The organism is Pseudomonas sp. 05N432 (assembly GCF_056396945.1).
The window spans coordinates 1-17,228 of the sequence record NZ_JBFTMM010000035.1; the positions used below are offsets into that span (position 1 = coordinate 1).

The 17,228-nt window shown below is 59.0% G+C and carries 18 protein-coding genes; 7 read left to right on the plus strand and 11 right to left on the minus strand.

Features of this window, described 5'->3' with window-relative positions; genetic code table 11:
- The 5 genes from AC1DHT_RS28785 to AC1DHT_RS28805 all read right to left on the minus strand — a co-directional run.
- Positions 1-338, minus strand: a 338-nt coding sequence (locus AC1DHT_RS28785) for an Hcp family type VI secretion system effector (protein ID WP_477761576.1), incomplete at its 3' end; no start/stop codon positions are given.
- A 414-nt stretch (positions 339-752) separates the two neighbouring features.
- A complete protein-coding gene (locus AC1DHT_RS28790; RefSeq protein ID WP_427542904.1) occupies positions 753-1,067 on the minus strand; it encodes a hypothetical protein in 315 nt (104 codons plus the stop codon).
- Positions 1,068-1,135: 68 nt separating this feature from the next.
- Positions 1,136-1,882, minus strand: a complete 747-nt coding sequence (locus tag AC1DHT_RS28795; RefSeq protein WP_427542907.1) for a molybdopterin-dependent oxidoreductase — start codon at positions 1,880-1,882, stop codon at positions 1,136-1,138.
- Between the two features lie 30 nt (positions 1,883-1,912).
- The gene (locus AC1DHT_RS28800) at positions 1,913-2,506 is read right to left on the minus strand and encodes a cytochrome b/b6 domain-containing protein (protein ID WP_427542910.1); all 594 of its coding nucleotides are present in this window, start codon (positions 2,504-2,506) and stop codon (positions 1,913-1,915) included.
- 220 nt (positions 2,507-2,726) lie between these two features.
- Entirely contained in the window at positions 2,727-3,161 is a 435-nt protein-coding gene (locus tag AC1DHT_RS28805) for a DUF1801 domain-containing protein (RefSeq protein WP_427542913.1), read from the minus strand.
- 348 nt (positions 3,162-3,509) lie between these two features.
- Here AC1DHT_RS28805 and ppnN point away from each other — a divergent pair, with 348 nt between their 5' ends.
- Together ppnN and AC1DHT_RS28815 are read left to right on the plus strand one after the other, a co-directional pair.
- Positions 3,510-4,883 carry a nucleotide 5'-monophosphate nucleosidase PpnN gene (gene ppnN / locus AC1DHT_RS28810; protein ID WP_054598071.1) on the plus strand — a complete coding sequence of 458 codons (1,374 nt, stop codon included), beginning with the start codon at positions 3,510-3,512 and terminating at the stop codon, positions 4,881-4,883.
- A 98-nt stretch (positions 4,884-4,981) separates the two neighbouring features.
- A complete protein-coding gene (locus AC1DHT_RS28815) occupies positions 4,982-5,542 on the plus strand; it encodes a histidine phosphatase family protein (protein ID WP_427542917.1) in 561 nt (186 codons plus the stop codon).
- A 10-nt stretch (positions 5,543-5,552) separates the two neighbouring features.
- On the opposite strand, the gene AC1DHT_RS28820 is transcribed toward AC1DHT_RS28815, so the two are convergent.
- On the minus strand, positions 5,553-6,464 hold the full coding sequence (locus AC1DHT_RS28820; RefSeq protein WP_427542920.1) for a pyridoxal-phosphate dependent enzyme: 912 nt from the start codon (positions 6,462-6,464) through the stop codon (positions 5,553-5,555).
- A gap of 138 nt (positions 6,465-6,602) precedes the next feature.
- Positions 6,603-6,944 (minus strand): DUF190 domain-containing protein, encoded by a 342-nt coding sequence (locus tag AC1DHT_RS28825; protein WP_427542923.1) that lies wholly within the window; start codon positions 6,942-6,944, stop codon positions 6,603-6,605.
- A gap of 263 nt (positions 6,945-7,207) precedes the next feature.
- On the opposite strand from AC1DHT_RS28825, the gene AC1DHT_RS28830 reads away from it, so the two are divergent.
- A complete protein-coding gene (locus AC1DHT_RS28830) occupies positions 7,208-7,486 on the plus strand; it encodes a DUF3303 domain-containing protein (RefSeq protein ID WP_103316019.1) in 279 nt (92 codons plus the stop codon).
- 151 nt (positions 7,487-7,637) lie between these two features.
- On the opposite strand, the gene AC1DHT_RS28835 is transcribed toward AC1DHT_RS28830, so the two are convergent.
- Entirely contained in the window at positions 7,638-8,426 is a 789-nt protein-coding gene (locus AC1DHT_RS28835) for an ABC transporter substrate-binding protein (RefSeq protein ID WP_427542926.1), read from the minus strand.
- An 80-nt stretch (positions 8,427-8,506) separates the two neighbouring features.
- Positions 8,507-9,676, minus strand: coding sequence for a M20 aminoacylase family protein (locus AC1DHT_RS28840; RefSeq protein ID WP_427542929.1), 1,170 nt, complete (start codon positions 9,674-9,676; stop codon positions 8,507-8,509).
- A 105-nt stretch (positions 9,677-9,781) separates the two neighbouring features.
- Here AC1DHT_RS28840 and AC1DHT_RS28845 point away from each other — a divergent pair, with 105 nt between their 5' ends.
- Positions 9,782-10,771 (plus strand): LysR family transcriptional regulator, encoded by a 990-nt coding sequence (locus AC1DHT_RS28845; RefSeq protein WP_427542932.1) that lies wholly within the window; start codon positions 9,782-9,784, stop codon positions 10,769-10,771.
- A 17-nt stretch (positions 10,772-10,788) separates the two neighbouring features.
- On the opposite strand, the gene AC1DHT_RS28850 is transcribed toward AC1DHT_RS28845, so the two are convergent.
- Entirely contained in the window at positions 10,789-11,499 is a 711-nt protein-coding gene (locus AC1DHT_RS28850; protein WP_427542935.1) for a FadR/GntR family transcriptional regulator, read from the minus strand.
- 585 nt (positions 11,500-12,084) lie between these two features.
- Between AC1DHT_RS28850 and AC1DHT_RS28855 the strand changes: the two genes are divergently transcribed.
- Both AC1DHT_RS28855 and gudD read left to right on the plus strand, forming a co-directional pair.
- Positions 12,085-13,443 carry an MFS transporter gene (locus tag AC1DHT_RS28855; protein ID WP_427542938.1) on the plus strand — a complete coding sequence of 453 codons (1,359 nt, stop codon included), beginning with the start codon at positions 12,085-12,087 and terminating at the stop codon, positions 13,441-13,443.
- 38 nt (positions 13,444-13,481) lie between these two features.
- Entirely contained in the window at positions 13,482-14,831 is a 1,350-nt protein-coding gene (gudD, locus tag AC1DHT_RS28860; RefSeq protein WP_427542941.1) for a glucarate dehydratase, read from the plus strand.
- Positions 14,832-14,875: 44 nt separating this feature from the next.
- Here gudD and AC1DHT_RS28865 read toward each other — a convergent pair whose 3' ends face one another.
- Positions 14,876-15,874 carry an acyltransferase family protein gene (locus tag AC1DHT_RS28865; RefSeq protein ID WP_427542944.1) on the minus strand — a complete coding sequence of 333 codons (999 nt, stop codon included), beginning with the start codon at positions 15,872-15,874 and terminating at the stop codon, positions 14,876-14,878.
- A 226-nt stretch (positions 15,875-16,100) separates the two neighbouring features.
- Here AC1DHT_RS28865 and AC1DHT_RS28870 point away from each other — a divergent pair, with 226 nt between their 5' ends.
- Positions 16,101-16,955 carry a glycosyltransferase family protein gene (locus tag AC1DHT_RS28870; protein ID WP_427542947.1) on the plus strand — a complete coding sequence of 285 codons (855 nt, stop codon included), beginning with the start codon at positions 16,101-16,103 and terminating at the stop codon, positions 16,953-16,955.
- Positions 16,956-17,228 lie beyond the last annotated feature (273 nt).

Sequence of the window (17,228 nt, forward strand, 5' to 3'; positions counted from 1 at the left end):
GTGGTGAAGTAGTGCTCTTGGGTGCCGGCAGCCGAGGTGCGGTACCACTTGATTTCGATAGAAGTCAGACGCTCGCCGGAAGTCAGGGCAGCCAGCAGCAGTGGCGAGGACTTGTCGAAAACCTTGGTGATTTTGACTGGCTTGTGAACGCGCTGGCCGGTTGGTTGGCCGGACTGCGGGTCACGCGGGATGATCACTTCGTGGTTGAAACCCTGAACCATGACCTGGTCTTCGTGACCTTCCTGGTAGGTGTTGCCAACCGAATCAGCGGTGAATGCACCGGCGGTGATCAGACCTTGTTTGGTGCCGGTGATGGACATATACGCTGGCGTAGCCATGGATGCTCTCCTTGCTAAAAAGTCGGGACCAGCAAGCACAATTGCCTGCCAGGTGCCGACGGAGATATCAAAAGTCGTGCCAGCCATCATATGGCCATTATTTATCAAGGGCTTCAGCGGACTTGCCCGTGCATCTCTCCGTTTTTTGTGTAGGAAGATTCGCCAAAGTGCGCAAGAAGTTGCGCAGTACTGCGCAACTTCTTGCGCACTCGTCTGTAGGCCACAGACCACCTGGCCTGCAGCGATTTTATAGGTGATTTTTCGAGGTTGAGGTGCGCAACTTTTTGCGCACTCTGAATGAGCCACTCCTGACGCCATGACCGACAGCTGTTCTGGTGCCTCAGCAGCTACTGATGACCCTGGCATGTCCTGGGCAGGACCACACGTGATCCACTGCTGAAGCGACCGGGCGCCTTAATATTTTTTCATCGTGTCATTGCCCATTTCGTCCTTTTTCTCCATGCCCTCGCTCTTCATCGCGCCACCTTTCTCCATGCTGTCTTTCTTCATGGTGGCACTCTTGGTCTTCTCGCCCTTGGTCTTGTAGTGGTGCTTGGTGGTCTTGGCGGCATTACTTTTCATTTCGTCATTTTTCATCGTGTCCTTTTTCATCGTGTCCTTGTCCATCTGATCCTTGGACATGTCATTCGTATTGGCTTGCGCCGCAAACAACGGGGCGGCCACCACCAGGACTACGGCAGCAATCGCCGCAGCAATCAGCTTCTTCATGTCACTACTCCTGTGCAGTTCGCGTTAAGGACAGCGGCAATGCGCCGCGTTTCAGAACAGCCGATTGCTCAGCTGCCACTGAACCAGTTGTAACCCTGATCCTCCCAATATCCACCGGGGTAATCGTTGGTCACGAAAATCTCCACCACATGTTTCGGGTTCTTGAAGCCCAGCTTTGTCGGCATACGCAGGCGCAGGGGGTAACCGTATTCCGGTGGCAATACCTGATCGTCATAGCTCAGGGTCAGCAGCGTTTGCGCGTGCAGGGCCGTCGGCATGTCGATGCTGGTGTAATAGTCATCCGCGCATTTGAGCCCGACATATTTGGCACGGGTGTCGGCGCCCACACGTTGCAGAAAAGTCGAAAAGGTCACGCCACCCCATTTGCCGATGGCGCTCCAGCCCTCCACGCAAATCAGCCGCGTAACCTGAGTCGTGTGCGGCAACTGGTTCAACTCGGCGAGGGTCCAGCTGTGTTTGTCCTGGACCAGACCACCCACCGTGAGTGAGAACTCATCTTCCTCGATGTCCGGAATGCCGTTGCGGTCGTAATAGGCATTGAATGGAAACGGGCGCGTCATCATCGACTCGGGGTAGGTCGGTGCCAATCGGGCCGGATCGAACAGCGCCGCCTGAACCTTGTCATTGAAGCGCGAGACCATTTTCAGCATGGACTCCACCGAGTCGCTGTCATCCAGCCGACAACCTGTCAGCAAGGCAATCCCACCCAGCGTCCAGGCATGCCGAAGAAATTGCCGGCGCGCAGGCAATTCAAGCTCCTGCGCCACCGATCTGATGATGGCGGGATCATCCATCCGGTCTTTTCCAGTCGTTCTGTTCATGAGTTAGCGCCCCCGCAGCATGGCAATCAGGGTGCGTGGCACGAGGGCCACCATCACCAGATGCACCACGGTAAAAGCGACCAGCAACGCCATGCAGACAAAATGCACGATGCGCGCCGAGTCATAACCGCCCATCAGCTCCCTCAGTAACGGAAACTGCACTGACTTCCAGATCACCAGCCCCGACAGCACCAGCACAACGAGATCGAGCACGGCAAACAGGTAGGCGAGCTTTTGCAGGGTGTTGTAGTGCCGCAAGTCCGCATGGGCGAGCTTGCCTCTGAGCGCGGCGAGGAAATCATGCAGGACTTCGCGGGGAGGTATGGGGAAGAACTTGTGGACGATGCGCCCGGAAAAGATATTCAGCAGCAGGTAAACAATGCCGTTGATGAACAGTATCCACATCGCCGCAAAGTGCCACAGCAGTGCACCGGCCAACCAGCCACCCAAGGTGATACCGGCGGGAATCTGAAAGGAAAAAATCGGCGCGGCGTTATAGATGCGCCAGCCGCTCATCACCAGGATGACCACGGCGATGACGTTGATCCAGTGGGTCAGCCGTAGCCAGATCGGGTGAATAGTTTGCGAACTACCCATGATGCCTGCCCTGCCGGCAACGCGCCGGTAAAATCCCCCCGACCACCACGACGTGTGTTGGCTCAATCCCCCATGGTTAACCGGCAACTCAAATGGAGTCGCAAACAGCGCCGATCTGGCGACATATCTACCAAGACTAGCAGCGACTTTTAGAAACTGTTTTACATTATTCGCCCTGGCACTTTGTGCAGATGAGCGAAGCCTGATCCCGCAGGGCCGCTCATCCAGCCGATTTGGCGCGAGCGCCCGCCCGCACCGACGTGTTGAGCGCCACGGCGGCATGGATGAGCGCCGTCAACGCTTTTTCATCAAGCCTGTCGCCTTCGTGGATATCAATGGCACGCCGGGTGTTGCCTTCGAGGCTGGAGTTGAAGAGACCTGAAGGGTCCTCCAGCGAAGCGCCCTTGGCGAAGGTCATCTTCACGACCTGCTTGTACGTCTCACCGATGCAGATGATTCCGCCGTGCGACCATACCGGAACCCCTCTCCACTTCCATTCCTCGACCACGTCAGGAACGGCCTGCTTGATCAGCGCCCGGACCCGAGCAAGCGTCTCACCGCGCCAATCCCCCAGCTCCTTGATCCTCGCCTCTATCAATTGAGAGGCAGAGCCCTCCTGCTCTCCTTCAATTGCGCCGAGCGTTTCCTTCTTCATGATGGTTGTCGTCCTCTTCGTGGTGATTGCCGCTCACGTGCCACTGAGTATTGCGCAAAGTCTCAAGACGGCGAGCCGGCTCCTCACTCCTGCCCTCGCAAAAATCCCTCGCTCTACGCCAAGTCCAGACACCCGCAGAAAAAAACCCAATTGCCCACCTGCCAGGAATCCTGTTTCATGGCTGTCCGGTTCATCATCAAACGAACCATCCGGCGCGCACCGGCCATGATGTTTGCATTCATGCCCGGTCGCCGGAGAAGATGAAAGCAGCACGATCGCTCTGGCACTGACTATCCTGATGCTACTGAGCCTGTCGGGCTCGATAACATCGTTCTCAGGGAATATCGAATGACCGCAAGACAAGTTATCAATGCTTCGGTGAGCCCAAAAGGCAGCCTGGAGACGCTGTCCCAACGCGAAGTTCAGCAACTGAGCGCCGCAGGATCAGGCAGCATCTACTCTCTTTTCCGCCAGTGCGCCCTGGCCATCCTCAATACCGGCGCCCATGTCGACAACGCCAAGACCATTCTGGAAGCCTATCGGGACTTCGAGATTCGCATTCATCAACAAGATCGCGGTGTCCGCCTGGAGCTGCTCAACGCGCCCGCAGACGCCTTCGTCGATGGCGAAATGATCGCCAGCACCCGCGAGATGCTGTTCAGCGCCCTGCGCGACATCGTTTATACCGAGAACGAACTGGACAGCCAGCGCATCGACCTGAGCTCGTCCCAAGGCATCAGCGACTACGTCTTCCACCTGCTGCGCAACGCCCGCACCCTACGTGCCGGCGTGGAGCCTAAAATCGTCGTGTGCTGGGGCGGTCACTCGATCAGCAGCGAGGAATATCAATACACCAAGAAAGTCGGCCACGAACTCGGCCTGCGCAGTCTGGATGTGTGCACCGGCTGCGGGCCCGGGGTGATGAAAGGCCCGATGAAGGGCGCGACCATTTCCCATGCCAAACAACGGATCACCCACGGCCGCTACCTGGGGCTGACGGAGCCCGGGATTATTGCGGCTGAAGCGCCGAACCCGATTGTCAATGAACTGGTGATCCTGCCGGACATTGAAAAGCGCCTGGAAGCCTTCGTCCGCGTCGGCCACGGCATCATCATTTTCCCGGGCGGCGCCGGTACCGCCGAAGAGTTCCTCTACCTGCTCGGGATCCTGATGCACCCGGACAACCGCGACCTGCCCTTCCCGGTGATCCTGACCGGGCCGAAAAGCGCGGAGCCGTACTTGCAGCAACTGCACGCCTTCGTTGGCGCGACACTGGGCAAAGACGCGCAGAGTCACTACGAGATCATCATCGACGACCCGGCCCAGGTGGCCCGGCAAATGACTAAAGGGCTCAAGGACGTCAAGCAGTTCCGTCGCGAGCGCAACGATGCGTTCCATTTCAACTGGCTGCTGAAGATCGACGAAGGCTTCCAGCGCCCGTTCGATCCAACCCACGAAAACATGGCCAGCCTGCAACTGCGCCACGACCTGCCACCGCACGAACTGGCGGCAAACCTGCGCCGGGCGTTTTCCGGCATCGTTGCCGGTAACGTCAAGGACAAGGGCATCCGCCTGATCGAGAAATACGGTCCTTACAAGATCCACGGCGACGCGGCGGTCATGCAACCGCTGGACAAACTGCTGAAAGCGTTTGTCGCGCAACACCGCATGAAACTGCCGGGTGGCGCAGAGTATGTGCCCTGCTATCAGGTCATCAGCTAAAAACACCCGCGCGTCGACAGGCTCGGAACCATTCGGTTCCGGGCCTTTCTTCCCGCCTCGCGACGCGCGTCCCCCCAACACAACCTGAGAGATTTCCAGTGCAGAGCACCCGTTTGACCCTGATCTGTCACGCCCGGACAGCAGCCCAGAAACTGGCGCGCTTTGCCGAGGATGAGTCAGTGGAAATGGATTGGCAGAACGCAAAAGGTTCATTGGCCAAGCGTTTCAAACGAGCGCCACGCCTGCTCAGCGCACCGGAAGCCCGGGCCCGAGAGACCGCCGCGCTGTTTGGCGCGGACATGGAAATTGTTCCGGCCCTGCGCGATTGTGATTTAGGTCGCTGGAAGGGGCTGCGGATCGATGACCTGCAACGAGACGAACCCGAACTGCTGCACGCCTGGTTGAGCGACAGCACCCATGCTGCGCATGGCGGTGAATCAGTGGCCCAACTGTGCGAGCGGATCGCTACGTGGCTGGAGACCCTGGTCAGCCAACCGGGGCACATCCTTGCGGTCACTCACCCGTTCGTGATTCGGGCCGCGCTGATGCACGTGATGCAATGCCCGCCCGCGCAGTTCAACACGATTGACGTCGAACCGCTGGCCGCCGTCGAACTACGCTACAACGGCTGCTGGCGACTGCGCCTGACGCCAGCCTGAACCCGTGACGTCAAAGGTTCTGCCAGCCGGCAACCTTCTGCGCACTGATGCTGATCCCGCCACACACGATAATCACCACATCATGGGCACCGGCAATCGCCGGGTGATCCAGATACGCGACGGCCAGCGAGACACCGCACGCCGGTTCCACCAGTTGACGCAGGTCATCGGCATAACGGACGACGCCCATGATGGCTTCGGCATCCGTCAGCACGACACACGTGTGCGGGAAGTGCTGGATGTGCTCAACCGGCCATTGCGCAACTTGCAGCGCCCCGAGTGAGCTGGCAACGGTGTTGATTTCGGAGAGTTTGACCGGATGCCCGGCCTTGACCGCAGCGTCGAATGACGCTGCGCCCTCGGTTTCGCAGGCGATGATCCGGCAATCCAGCCGGGCGTGTCGCTCCAGGCCGGTGAGGATCCCGGCCAGCAAACCACCCCCGCCCACCGACGCCACGATCGTGTCGACCTGAGGGCAGTCCTGCAGAATTTCATCGATCATCGTGCTGTGCCCTTCCCACAGCGTCGGGTGGTCGAACGCCGGCACGTATTCGGTATCAGGCGCATTGGCGAGTTCCAGCGCCAACTGGTTGGCCTCGTCCCACACCTGACCGTGCACGATCACCTGTGCCCCGGTTTTGGCGATTCGCGCCCGGGTGCTTTCCGGGGTGGTGTGCGGAACGATGATGCTCGCTTGCAGCCCCAGCGCCGCGGCGGCCACTGCCGTCGCATAGCCGGCATTGCCGCCGGACGGACAGACCACTTTCTTCATGCCCTGCTCGGCCGCGCGGGTGCAAAGCAGGCCCATGCCACGCAGCTTGAATGAACCGCTGGGTTGCAGGTTTTCCAGCTTGAGCCAGATGCGCCGGCTGGGCGTCGAGAGCCCCGGATGGAGTATCAAGGGTGTTCTGATATGCAGCATCGCGGGCATCCTGATCAAAAAACGGATAAATGGAAAGCGGGTACCGGTGCTGGCAAAGGCACATTCGACGAATGCCCCCAGGACCGGGCTACACCGCTGAGTTTAGACGTCGGCGCCTTCCTGGCTCGGCCAGCGTTATCAACCCTCGTGGCCGGACGGCTCGGCCCTTTTGCCCACGATTCCGAATTCAACCGGCGCCTTGATGTAAAACAGAGCAATGTCTTCGGCCTCGAGCCGCTCGAACAGGCGAGTGCACTCTTCTTCGGTAATCGCCAGGCGGATCTCGGCGGGCTGATCGCCCATCTCGAAAAAATGCGCGGAATGCAGTTTCCCGGAATGCCCGAAGCCTTCGATACCGGTTGCCAGAGTGGCCCCGTGCAGACCCATTTCCTTTGCCAGATCAATGAGCCAGTCACCGAGCATTTTTCCGTGATGACGGCGGTTTTGCTGAGTAAAGAAAATCACCAGAAAACCTTGCATGACGGATCTCCTCTTCAATGACCTCGATGACCCAACATAAACCTGCCTTGCCGAATAGTGTAGTGCCCGGGATTTGTTGCTGAGGCGGTAAAGAAGATCAGCGGTCATACGCCCCGTTCAGCAGGCTGCTATGCCTTCTCATGGGAGCTGTCGATCAAGTCAGCCGAGGGAGGCGCTGAAAAACAGATGCGTGGCCAGGGTCGCGGCACCCACCTTGTGCGCGCAGAGAAAAACCGGTGCCAGCCCCTGACAGGAGGTGGCAGATGCTCTACATCGTCAGTTGGTCAATCACTCCGGAACGTCGTAATAGCGCAATCGAACGTTTTCTCAAGACAGGCGGAGCCCCACCCGCAGGCGTCAAGATGCTGGGACGCTGGCATGCCGTAGGACGCATGACCGGTTTTGGTGTTGCAGAAGCCAGTGATGTCACACTGATACAGAAATGGGTGCTCGAATGGAGCGACCTGCTGGCCATGGAGATTCACCCTGCGTTGACGGATGAACAGGCCGCGCCGCTGCTGGCGGCGGCGCTTGGCAAGTAATAACCGGCGCCTGCAATGACGCAGATCCAGTGTGGGAGCGAGCCTGCTCGCGATGACGGTTTTACATTCGGCATCAATGTCGACTGTCACACCGCTATCGCGAGCAGGCTCGCTCCCACATTAGATCTTTGTTGTTTCGAACCGAGCGGGTTTACTTCGCGCCGTAGATGTCGAAGTCGAAGTACTTTTTGTTGATCTTCGCGTACGTGCCGTTGGCGAGAATGGTCGCCAGGGCTTTGTTCAGGTCTTCGCGCAGCTCAACGTCACTCTTGCGCACGCCGATGCCGTCACCGACGCCGAAGAAGTCCGGGTTGTCCAGGGTGCCGCCGGCAAACTGGTAGTCCTTGCCCACCGGTTTATTCAGAAACCCGTAGCTGGCCTGAATCGAGCCCTGCAACGACGCATCGAGGCGCCCAACCACCAGGTCAGCGTAGACCTGGTCCTGATTCTGATAAGAAAGAATCTCTACCCCCTGCTTGCCCCAGACGGCTTTCGCAAAAGCCTCCTGAGTCGAGCCCTGCTCCACGCCGATGCGTTTGCCTTTGAGCGACTCGACGGTCGGCTGCAGGTCCGATCCGCGCTTGATCACCAAGCGTGCCGGCGCGTTGGAGACCTTGTCGCTAAACGCAATCTGCTCCTGACGCTTGGGGGTGACGGTCATCGATGACGCGATAGCGTCGAACTTGCGCGCCAGCAGCCCCGGAATCATCCCGTCCCAGCTGCTTTCAACCCAGACGCATTTAGCGTGCAACTCTGCACACAGCGCATCGGCGATGTCGACGCCAAAGCCGGTCAGCGTGCCATCCTGGTTTTTGTATTCCAGCGGTGGGTACGTCGGGTCAATCCCCAACCTCAACACTTTGCCGGACCAGTCGGCCGCACCGGCCAGGCCGGATGCCGTCAAGAAAACCAGTGAAACCGCCGCGATCATCTTATTCATTGTTATTGTCCTCCAGGGGTTCGCCGAGTCGGGTTACCGACCGTTTTTTGTATAACCGTGATGTTAAAAAAGAGTGCGCCTCAACGCAGAAAACCCTCGGCCAACTTCACCCAATAGCTCGCGCCGATTGGCAGGCAGGCATCATTGAAGTCGTAACCGGGATTGTGCAGCAAACAGCTGCCCTCGCCCTGGCCATTGCCGATCACCAGATAGCTGCCGGGGCATTTTTCCAGGATGAACGCGAAATCCTCGCTGGCGGTGAAGGGCCGCAGGTCTTCGATCAGTTGCCCTTCGCCCAACCACTCCCGTGCGACCTGACGGGCGAACGCGGTTTGCTCCGGATCGTTGATCAGCACCGGATGGCAACGGTAATAATCGATCTCGGCCCGCGCGCCGAAACTCGCCGCCTGGCCGTTGACCAGATCGGTAATCCTGCGTTCGAGCAACTGGCGAACCTCAGGCGTCAAGGCGCGTACGCTCAGGATCATTTCGGCGGACGCGGGAATCACATTTGAAACGTTCCCGGCATGAATCGAACCGACCGTGATGATCGCCGTTTCCTGCGGATTGACGTTGCGCGAAACAATGCTCTGCAGGGCGATCACGATCGACGCGCAGACCACCACCGGATCGACTGCCTTATGCGGCACCGCGCCATGGCCACCGGTGCCGATGATGTTGATCGTGACGGTATCGGCAGAGGCCATGAACGGCCCGCTGTAAAACCCCAACTGCCCGGCGGGATAGCCCGGGATGTTGTGCATGGCGAAAATCGCATCACACGGGAAGCGTTCGAACAGCCCGTCCTCGAGCATCTTCTGCGCACCGCCCAACCCTTCTTCGGCCGGCTGGAACACCAGGTTCAGCGTGCCGTTGAATTCCCGCGTCTGCGCCAGGTATTTAGCCGCCGCGAGCAAGGTTGCCGTATGACCGTCGTGGCCGCAGGCATGCATCACGCCGTCGATCCGGCTGGCATACGGCAACCCGGTGGCTTCCTGAATCGGCAGCGCATCCATGTCTGCGCGCAGCCCGAGGGAGCGGCCCTCGCCATTTTTCAAGGTCCCGACCACACCGGTCTGGCCCACGCCGGTGCTGACGTCATACCCCCACTGCGTCAAACACTGCGCCACCAGCTCACTGGTGCTGAACTCTTCAAAGCCAAGCTCGGGATGCGCGTGAATGCGCTGACGCAGGGTGATCATTTCATCCTGCAGCGCCGCGATTCCTGGCAGGATATGACCAGCATTCATGGGTGTGCTCCTCGATAAGAATATTCAGCTGCCGGCGATTCAACGTGGGCGCTGTCGGGTCGATCTTAGGGAATGGGCCGTAGGCTGGGGAGGCGCAGTTTGGTTATGATGACAACCATTAGTTGTCACCACGGTGAGCAGATGAAACTGCATCAATTACAAGCCCTGATTGCCAGCGCCGAGACCGGCAGCATCCGCGCCGCCGCGCGTTCGCTGGACATCTCCCAGGCCGCGGTGACCAAAGCCCTGCGCGAGCTGGAAACCGAACAACAGTTGCCGCTGTTCGTCAGAACTCCCAGCGGCCTGAACTTCACCGAATTCGGCAAGGTGCTACTGACGCACGCACGGCTGGTGCTCAAGCAACTGGAACATGCGCAGACCGAACTCGATCACCTGCGCGGCAAGGCCCAGGGGCGCCTCTGCGTCGGGGTCACGCCCTGGGTCGCGTTAACCTTCCTGCCCGAAGTGGTCCTGGCTTTTCGGGCACGCATGCCGGACATTCATCTGGAGTTGTTCGAAAGCCTGATGGCGGTGGCCCAGCCGCTGCTGCGCGACGGCAGCATGGATTTCGCCATCGGCCAGCTTCACCCGGCACAAGCGACTGCGGAATTTGCCTGCGAAACCCTGCTCGAATACCAGACCTCGGTGCTGGTTCGCCAAGGTCATCCGCGACAGAACGCCCGGTCGATTCACGAGCTGCTGGACCAGGACTGGACCCTCAACTACGCGCCAGACGGCCACGATGCGCTGATGCAGGAGCTGTTCTGGAGGCACAACGCGCAGATCGACGAAAAGCGCATCGTGCGCGCCCATTCACTGGCGATCCTGCAAATGATGCTGGAACGGGCCGACATGTGCACCTGGGGGCCGACCATCCTCAGCACCGCCTCGCCCTTCCTCGGCCGATTGGTGTCCGTGAACCTGAGCGAGCAGTTCGAACCGCGGCAGCTGAGCATCGTCACTCGCCGCAACGGCTCGTTGAGCAATCCGGCGCTGTGTTTTACCGATTGCCTGCTACAGGTGATTCGACGCCACGCGCGTTCGGCGAAGAAGGAAGATCGGCAGCTGTTTGATACGCTGCGATTGCTGGTTTGAGGTGACGCAGCACGGCGTCATTCAACCGCCATACGCTCCAGGCTGTTGCTCAAATGCAGCAACATGGCCGCTCTGGCCGCGTCGGGGTCTTGCCGGCGAATCGCATTGAAGATCGCTTCGTGCTCCAGACTGGCGGATTGACCCAGCTTCATCAGGTCAGTGTCACCCCGCTCCTGCGCGTTGATCCGCGTGCGCGGTATGACCGAGTTACCGAGGTGATAGATGATGTCGGTGAAGTACGTATTCCCGGTAGCTTCGGCAATCAACCGGTGAAAACGCATGTCGGGCTCAACGCTGCTGTCGTTATTGGCCAACGAGTTCTGATAGTCGTCCAGCGCCTGGCGCATCCGGACGAGCTGATCTTCGGTTCGACGCTTCGCGGCCAGGGCTGCGGCTTGCGTCTCCAGCCCCAGGCGAAGTTCAAGAATCCCCCGCACGCTGATGGCGGTGTCGCTGCTCAGGCGAAAACCCTGATGCGCGTCACGCTCCAGGGCAAACGTTCCCACGCCATGCCGGGTTTCAACCAGACCGGACGCCTGCAACTTGGAAATGGCCTCGCGAACCACGGTGCGACTGACGCCGTGCTCCCGAACGATCGTGGATTCGGAAGGCAGTTTTTCACCCGGTGCGATCTGCCCAAGCAGGATGCGTTGAGTCAGCTCGGCGACAATGTCGTGCGCCAGGCCAGGCGCACGCTTGCGGCCTGAACCGCTGGATTCGTTTTGCATGTGGTCCGACCCGTTCAAATGAGGCTTCAGAATACTACTACCGTCGATCAATGGACTGCCCTTGCCTCAATGTCGGCCAATCAAGCGATGTCAGGTTCGGCACATTCCTGTAGCAGCTGGCGAAGCCGGCGTTCGGCCGCGCAGCGGTCGTAAAATCAGACACCGCGTTTTTTCAGGTTAACCGTGGAGGCAGGATTTACGACTGCTTCGCCCGAACGCGGACCGAGCCGAACGCCGGCTTCGCCAGMTGCTACAGGGGAGGTATTCGCCCTGGTGCTGATTTTGCGCTTCAACATGTCAGACAACATAGCTGTTTCAGACGTTTTATTCGACTGCCTCGTTTGCATGACGAGCGAAATGCTCATCTTTAAAACTGAAACGTCGAGTAAAAATAGAGCCTTAACCGCCTAAAACACGTCATTTACATCCATTTAAATCTTACAAACCAAGTTTTTATAGCCATTTTGTCGCAAGGCTCGTATTGCGACTCAAAAATCTCACTTGTATGATGACTGGCAACTTAAGTCGCAAAACAACGCTGCAGCACCACACCCGCATAACAATAATCAGTGGGAGTCATGAACCGTGAGCAACTCAAGCGCCGCACCTGCCGTCTCGCCGGACAATCCTGTCCTGGCGCGCGCCATTTCGAAAGTGAAGAGCCATGTGCTCCCGCTCTTCGTCATCATGTTCATCGTCAATTACATCGATCGCGTCAACATCGGCTTCGTCCGCACCCACATGGAACACGACCTGGGCATCGGTGCCGCGGCTTACGGGCTCGGTGCCGGTCTGTTCTTCATTGGTTATGCGCTGTTCGAAGTGCCCTCCAACATGCTGCTGCAAAAAGTCGGGGCGCGCATCTGGCTGACCCGGATCATGTTCACCTGGGGCATTACCGCCACACTGATGGCCTTCATCCAGAACGAAACCCACTTCTACATCTTGCGATTTCTGCTGGGTGTGGCCGAAGCCGGCTTCTTCCCGGGCGTCATCTACTACTTCACTCGCTGGTTGCCCGGCGTCGAGCGCGGTAAAGCCATCGCGATCTTCCTCAGCGGCTCGGCATTCGCCTCGCTGATCTCAGGCCCGCTATCCGGCGTGCTGCTGCAAATCAACGGCCTGGGCATGCATGGCTGGCAGTGGATGTACATCATCGAAGGCATGGCGTCGGTGTTCCTGTGCTTCTTTGTCTGGTTCTGGCTGGACTCCAAACCGCATGACGCCAAGTGGCTGAGCCATGAAGAGCAGGATGCTCTGGTGGGCGAAATCGACCGCGAACAACGTGAGCGCGACGCCGCCCACACGGTCAAGCCGACCTTGGGCAAGCTGCTCAAGGACCGTCAGATCATGCTGTTTTGCGCGCTGTACTTCTGCATTCAACTGACGATCTACGCCGCCACGTTCTGGCTGCCCAGCATCATCAAGAAGATGGGCGACCTCAGCGACATTCAGGTGGGTTTCTACAACTCGATTCCCTGGCTGATTTCGATTGTCGCCATGTATGCCTTCGCCGCACTGTCGGGCAAGTTCAAGTTCCAGCAGGCCTGGGTTGCCGCTGCGCTATTGATCGCCGCTGCGGGCATGTTCCTGTCCACCACGGGCGGACCGATCTTCGCGTTTATCGCCATCTGCTTTGCGGCGATCGGTTTCAAGTCAGCCTCATCGCTGTTCTGGCCGATTCCCCAGGGCTACCTCGATGCCCGAATCGCTGCCGCAGTCATCGCCTTGATCAACTCCATCGGCAACCTCGGCGGCTTCGTCGCCCCCACCACCTTCGGCTTTCTGGAACAAACCACCGGCTCCATTCAGGGCGGGCTATATGGCCTGGCGGGTACCTCGATCATTGCCGCGCTGCTGGTGTTTTTCGCCAAGACCAAACCCACGGTAACGGACACCACCAACACGGACATTCACCACCCCGTGCTCGGTAAATCGCACTGATCGGCGCTTGGCTCGAACTGACAAGACAGGAATTGAACATGAACACTGAACACCTGCACCACACCGGCAAAGCCCCGTTGATCACCAGCCTCCAGGTCATCCCGGTTGCCGGCCATGACAGCATGCTGATGAACCTCAGCGGCGCCCACGGCCCGTTCTTCACCCGCAACATCGTCATTCTCAAGGACAGCGCCGGCAATATCGGCGTCGGTGAAGTCCCCGGTGGCGAGCGCATTCGTGAAACGCTGGAGGACGCCCGCAGCCTGGTGGTCGGGCAACCGATCGGCAACTACCAAGGCATCCTCAACGCCATGCGCAGTGCGTTCGCTGCCCGCGATTCGGCCGGCCGTGGCCTGCAAACCTTTGACTTGCGCATCACCATCCATGCGGTGACCGCCATGGAGGCGGCCCTGCTGGACTTGCTCGGTCAGTTCCTCGAAGTCCCGGTGGCGGCCTTGCTCGGTGAAGGCCAGCAACGCGATGCGGTGAAGATGCTCGGCTATCTGTTCTACATTGGCGACCGTCACCAGACCGATCTGGCGTACCGCAGCGAACCCAATGCCGATGACTGGTTCCGCTTGCGCCACGAACAGGCGATGACGCCTGAAGCCATCGTGCGCCTGGCCGAGGCCGCCAAGGCCAAATACGGCTTCAACGACTTCAAGCTCAAAGGCGGTGTGCTGCGCGGCGATGAAGAAATTGAAGCTGTTACTGCTTTGGCCGAGCGCTTCCCGGATGCGCGCATCACCCTCGACCCGAATGGCGCATGGTCGCTTAAAGAAGCCATCCGTTTGTGCCGCGATCAGCATCACGTTCTCGCTTACGCCGAAGACCCATGCGGCGCAGAAAACGGTTACTCGGGCCGTGAAGTCATGGCTGAATTCCGCCGCGCCACAGGTTTGAAAACCGCGACCAACATGATCGCCACCGACTGGCGCGAAATGGGCCATGCCATCCAGCTGCAGTCAGTGGACATTCCATTGGCCGATCCGCACTTCTGGACCATGCAAGGCTCGGTGCGCGTGGCGCAGATGTGTCATGAGTGGGGGCTGACCTGGGGTTCTCACTCCAACAACCACTTCGACATTTCACTGGCGATGTTCACCCAGGTTGCGGCGGCTGCACCGGGCGATATCACCGCAATCGACACCCATTGGATCTGGCAGGACGGGCAACGCCTGACCAAGGAGCCGCTGCAAATCGTCGACGGTCATATCAAGGTTCCAGCCCGGCCCGGCCTGGGCGTCGACATCGACATGGATGCGGTCGCCAAGGCTCACGAACTCTACAAAGGCATGGGGCTCGGCGCCCGCGACGACAGCGTGGCGATGCAGTTCATGATTCCGGGCTGGACCTTCGATAACAAGAAACCCTGCCTGGTGCGCTGAGTTTCGGCGGCTACAAGCAAGGTGTTCTCCAACCACCACACGCACTAAGCCGCCACTTCGCGGCCCTGCGATTGACCCACACCCGACCGCACGCCGGCTCGAAGCGCATGACGCAGCTTCAGGGCCGGCTGCTCAACGTAGTAGTACGAAACGCCGCTCAACAGGAACGACAGGGTCAGCACTGCTGCAACGATGTGCCCATCGTAGGCGACTGGCCAAAAGGCACGCAGGAAGTACATCACCACAAAGTGATTCAGGAACACGCCGTAGCTGATGTTCCCGAGGAACTCGTCAACCCGGTGAAACTTGAGCTTTGTCAGCAAGTACACGGCAGGCACGCCCAACGCTATGCCGGCGGTCACCTCCGCATTGAATGGCCGGCGCTCTATCAATCCCGCCATGATGGCCGCGAATATCAAAGCCGCCGCCAGGGCGGTGCCGACAGCGATCGTTAGCCCCTTCGCCTGTGGTTTGTACAGGTAGCTGCCACACAGGAACATGAACAGGACGCCCGGCAATAGCCGATAGCCGTACAGGTCGGTGTTGATGTAGCCAAGGCATGCAGCCATGAAAACGGCAACAGACAGGACAAACGCAACACCCCGAGCCTTGTAGATGATCAGGAAAGGGATCACCAGGTAAAAACACATCTCAAGCCCTAGCGACCAGGCCGGCGGCAAGATCTCCGATCCGGCGGCCCCGAACATGTAAAAGCCAAGGGGGACGATAGGTAGACTCACGGCGATGTTCCTGAGCGTCAACTCAGCAGCTTGAGGCGTGCCGGGCAGGAGGAAATAGATCACCGCGCAGGAGGCAAAGAAGTAGAACAGGAACTGGGGGTAGAGCCTCAAGGCCCTGTCCATGTAGAACAGGCCGATTTTCTCCGGTGCCTTGTAGTTGCGCTCGATCAGCGAGGTCATCACGAAACCGCTGATAATCAGGAAGGAAATCACGGCAACCACGCCGGGATTTAGCCCCGCAATCGTCTTGCCCATATGAGAAACAGCCACCAGAACGGCCAACAGCAGACGATAAACTCCCACTCAAACCCCTAAACGTCCTTGTAGTTATGGCGCGTAAGCTACGATGCTTTTCGCTCGGAGAACAGGCTTTTTTCGCCGCCCCAGAACTTCCCCCCGCCTCCCTGCACATCGTGATCAGAAACAACCCTGTCAAAAAATTTATCCCGCCGAGAACAGGCCGAAAGATTGACCTCTCCAGGATGAGCGCACGCCTGAAGTTCAGGCAGCATTCGAGGCTAAATAACCTATGACGCGCCCACTTTCGACCCCGGCCAACTACAGCATCGTGTTGGTCAACTACAAATCGCTTGAACTGACCAGAACCTGCCTGCAACTGCTGCGCGAGCATGTGCAAGCAGCTGGCGTGCCAGTGTTTGTGGTGGACAACTATTCGAACGATGCGAGCAGCGAATACCTGCGCACGCTCGACTGGATCAACCTGATCGAACGCAAAAGCAACGGCCCTGAAGCCGGGAGTTTTGCTCATGGCCGGGCCCTGGATCTTGCCCTGGAGCTGGTTGAAACCGAGTACCTGTTTTTATTGCACACCGACACGTTCATTTACGACCCGGCGGTGTTCAGCCTGATGCTCAGCCAGTGCACTGGCCCGCAAGAAGTGGCGGCGGTCGGCTGCCTGGAACAGCTGAACCGAGGTGTAGCCCGAACGGCCTGGCGCCTGACATCGCGGTTTTTCAAGCACTACACCCGGCGCAGCTTGCTGGCCCTGGGGTTGAATGCTCGGGCACCGAAACCGTTCAGGGAAGTTCACTTGAAAAGCTTCTGCACCCTGTGGAACGTGCGCCTGGTTAAACAACACGGCCTGCGCTTTCAAATGGATGGGCGCAATCCCGGTTACGAACTGCAAGATCGAATGGCCGCGCTGAACTACAAGATCGGCTTTATTTCGCCACGCACGATATTCCGTTATCTGGACCATATTCAGAGCGGGACGGTGTCAGCGATGGGCGGTTACGCGAATAGCCACCGCAGGGCAAAGGTGTACAACCAATTGACCGGACAGCGAGCATTCAAGGCTGATGCATTGCAGACAAACGGCTATGTGGGATCGTTCAAGCAAGCGCGGTCTCCCGCTGTTGTTTGATGCCAGCTTCCAAAAGATCGTCCGAACGCGCCCCGAGCCTTCGGCAGCTCCTACGGATATCAACCGCCCACAATGAAGTGGCTCGCCTTCACCACTCAACAGGCCGAGCGTTAGCTCGCCTGCCGCTGTTGATCTTGATCCACCCGCCCCTTTCGGGAGGCCGAGTGGAGGTGTTCATCAGGGGGTGGGCGCGCAGCGCCGTACGGCGCAGCCGGACACATCGAGAGGAGGTCGTCGCGAAGCAGACCGTAGGCGATGCCCCCTGATGGACAC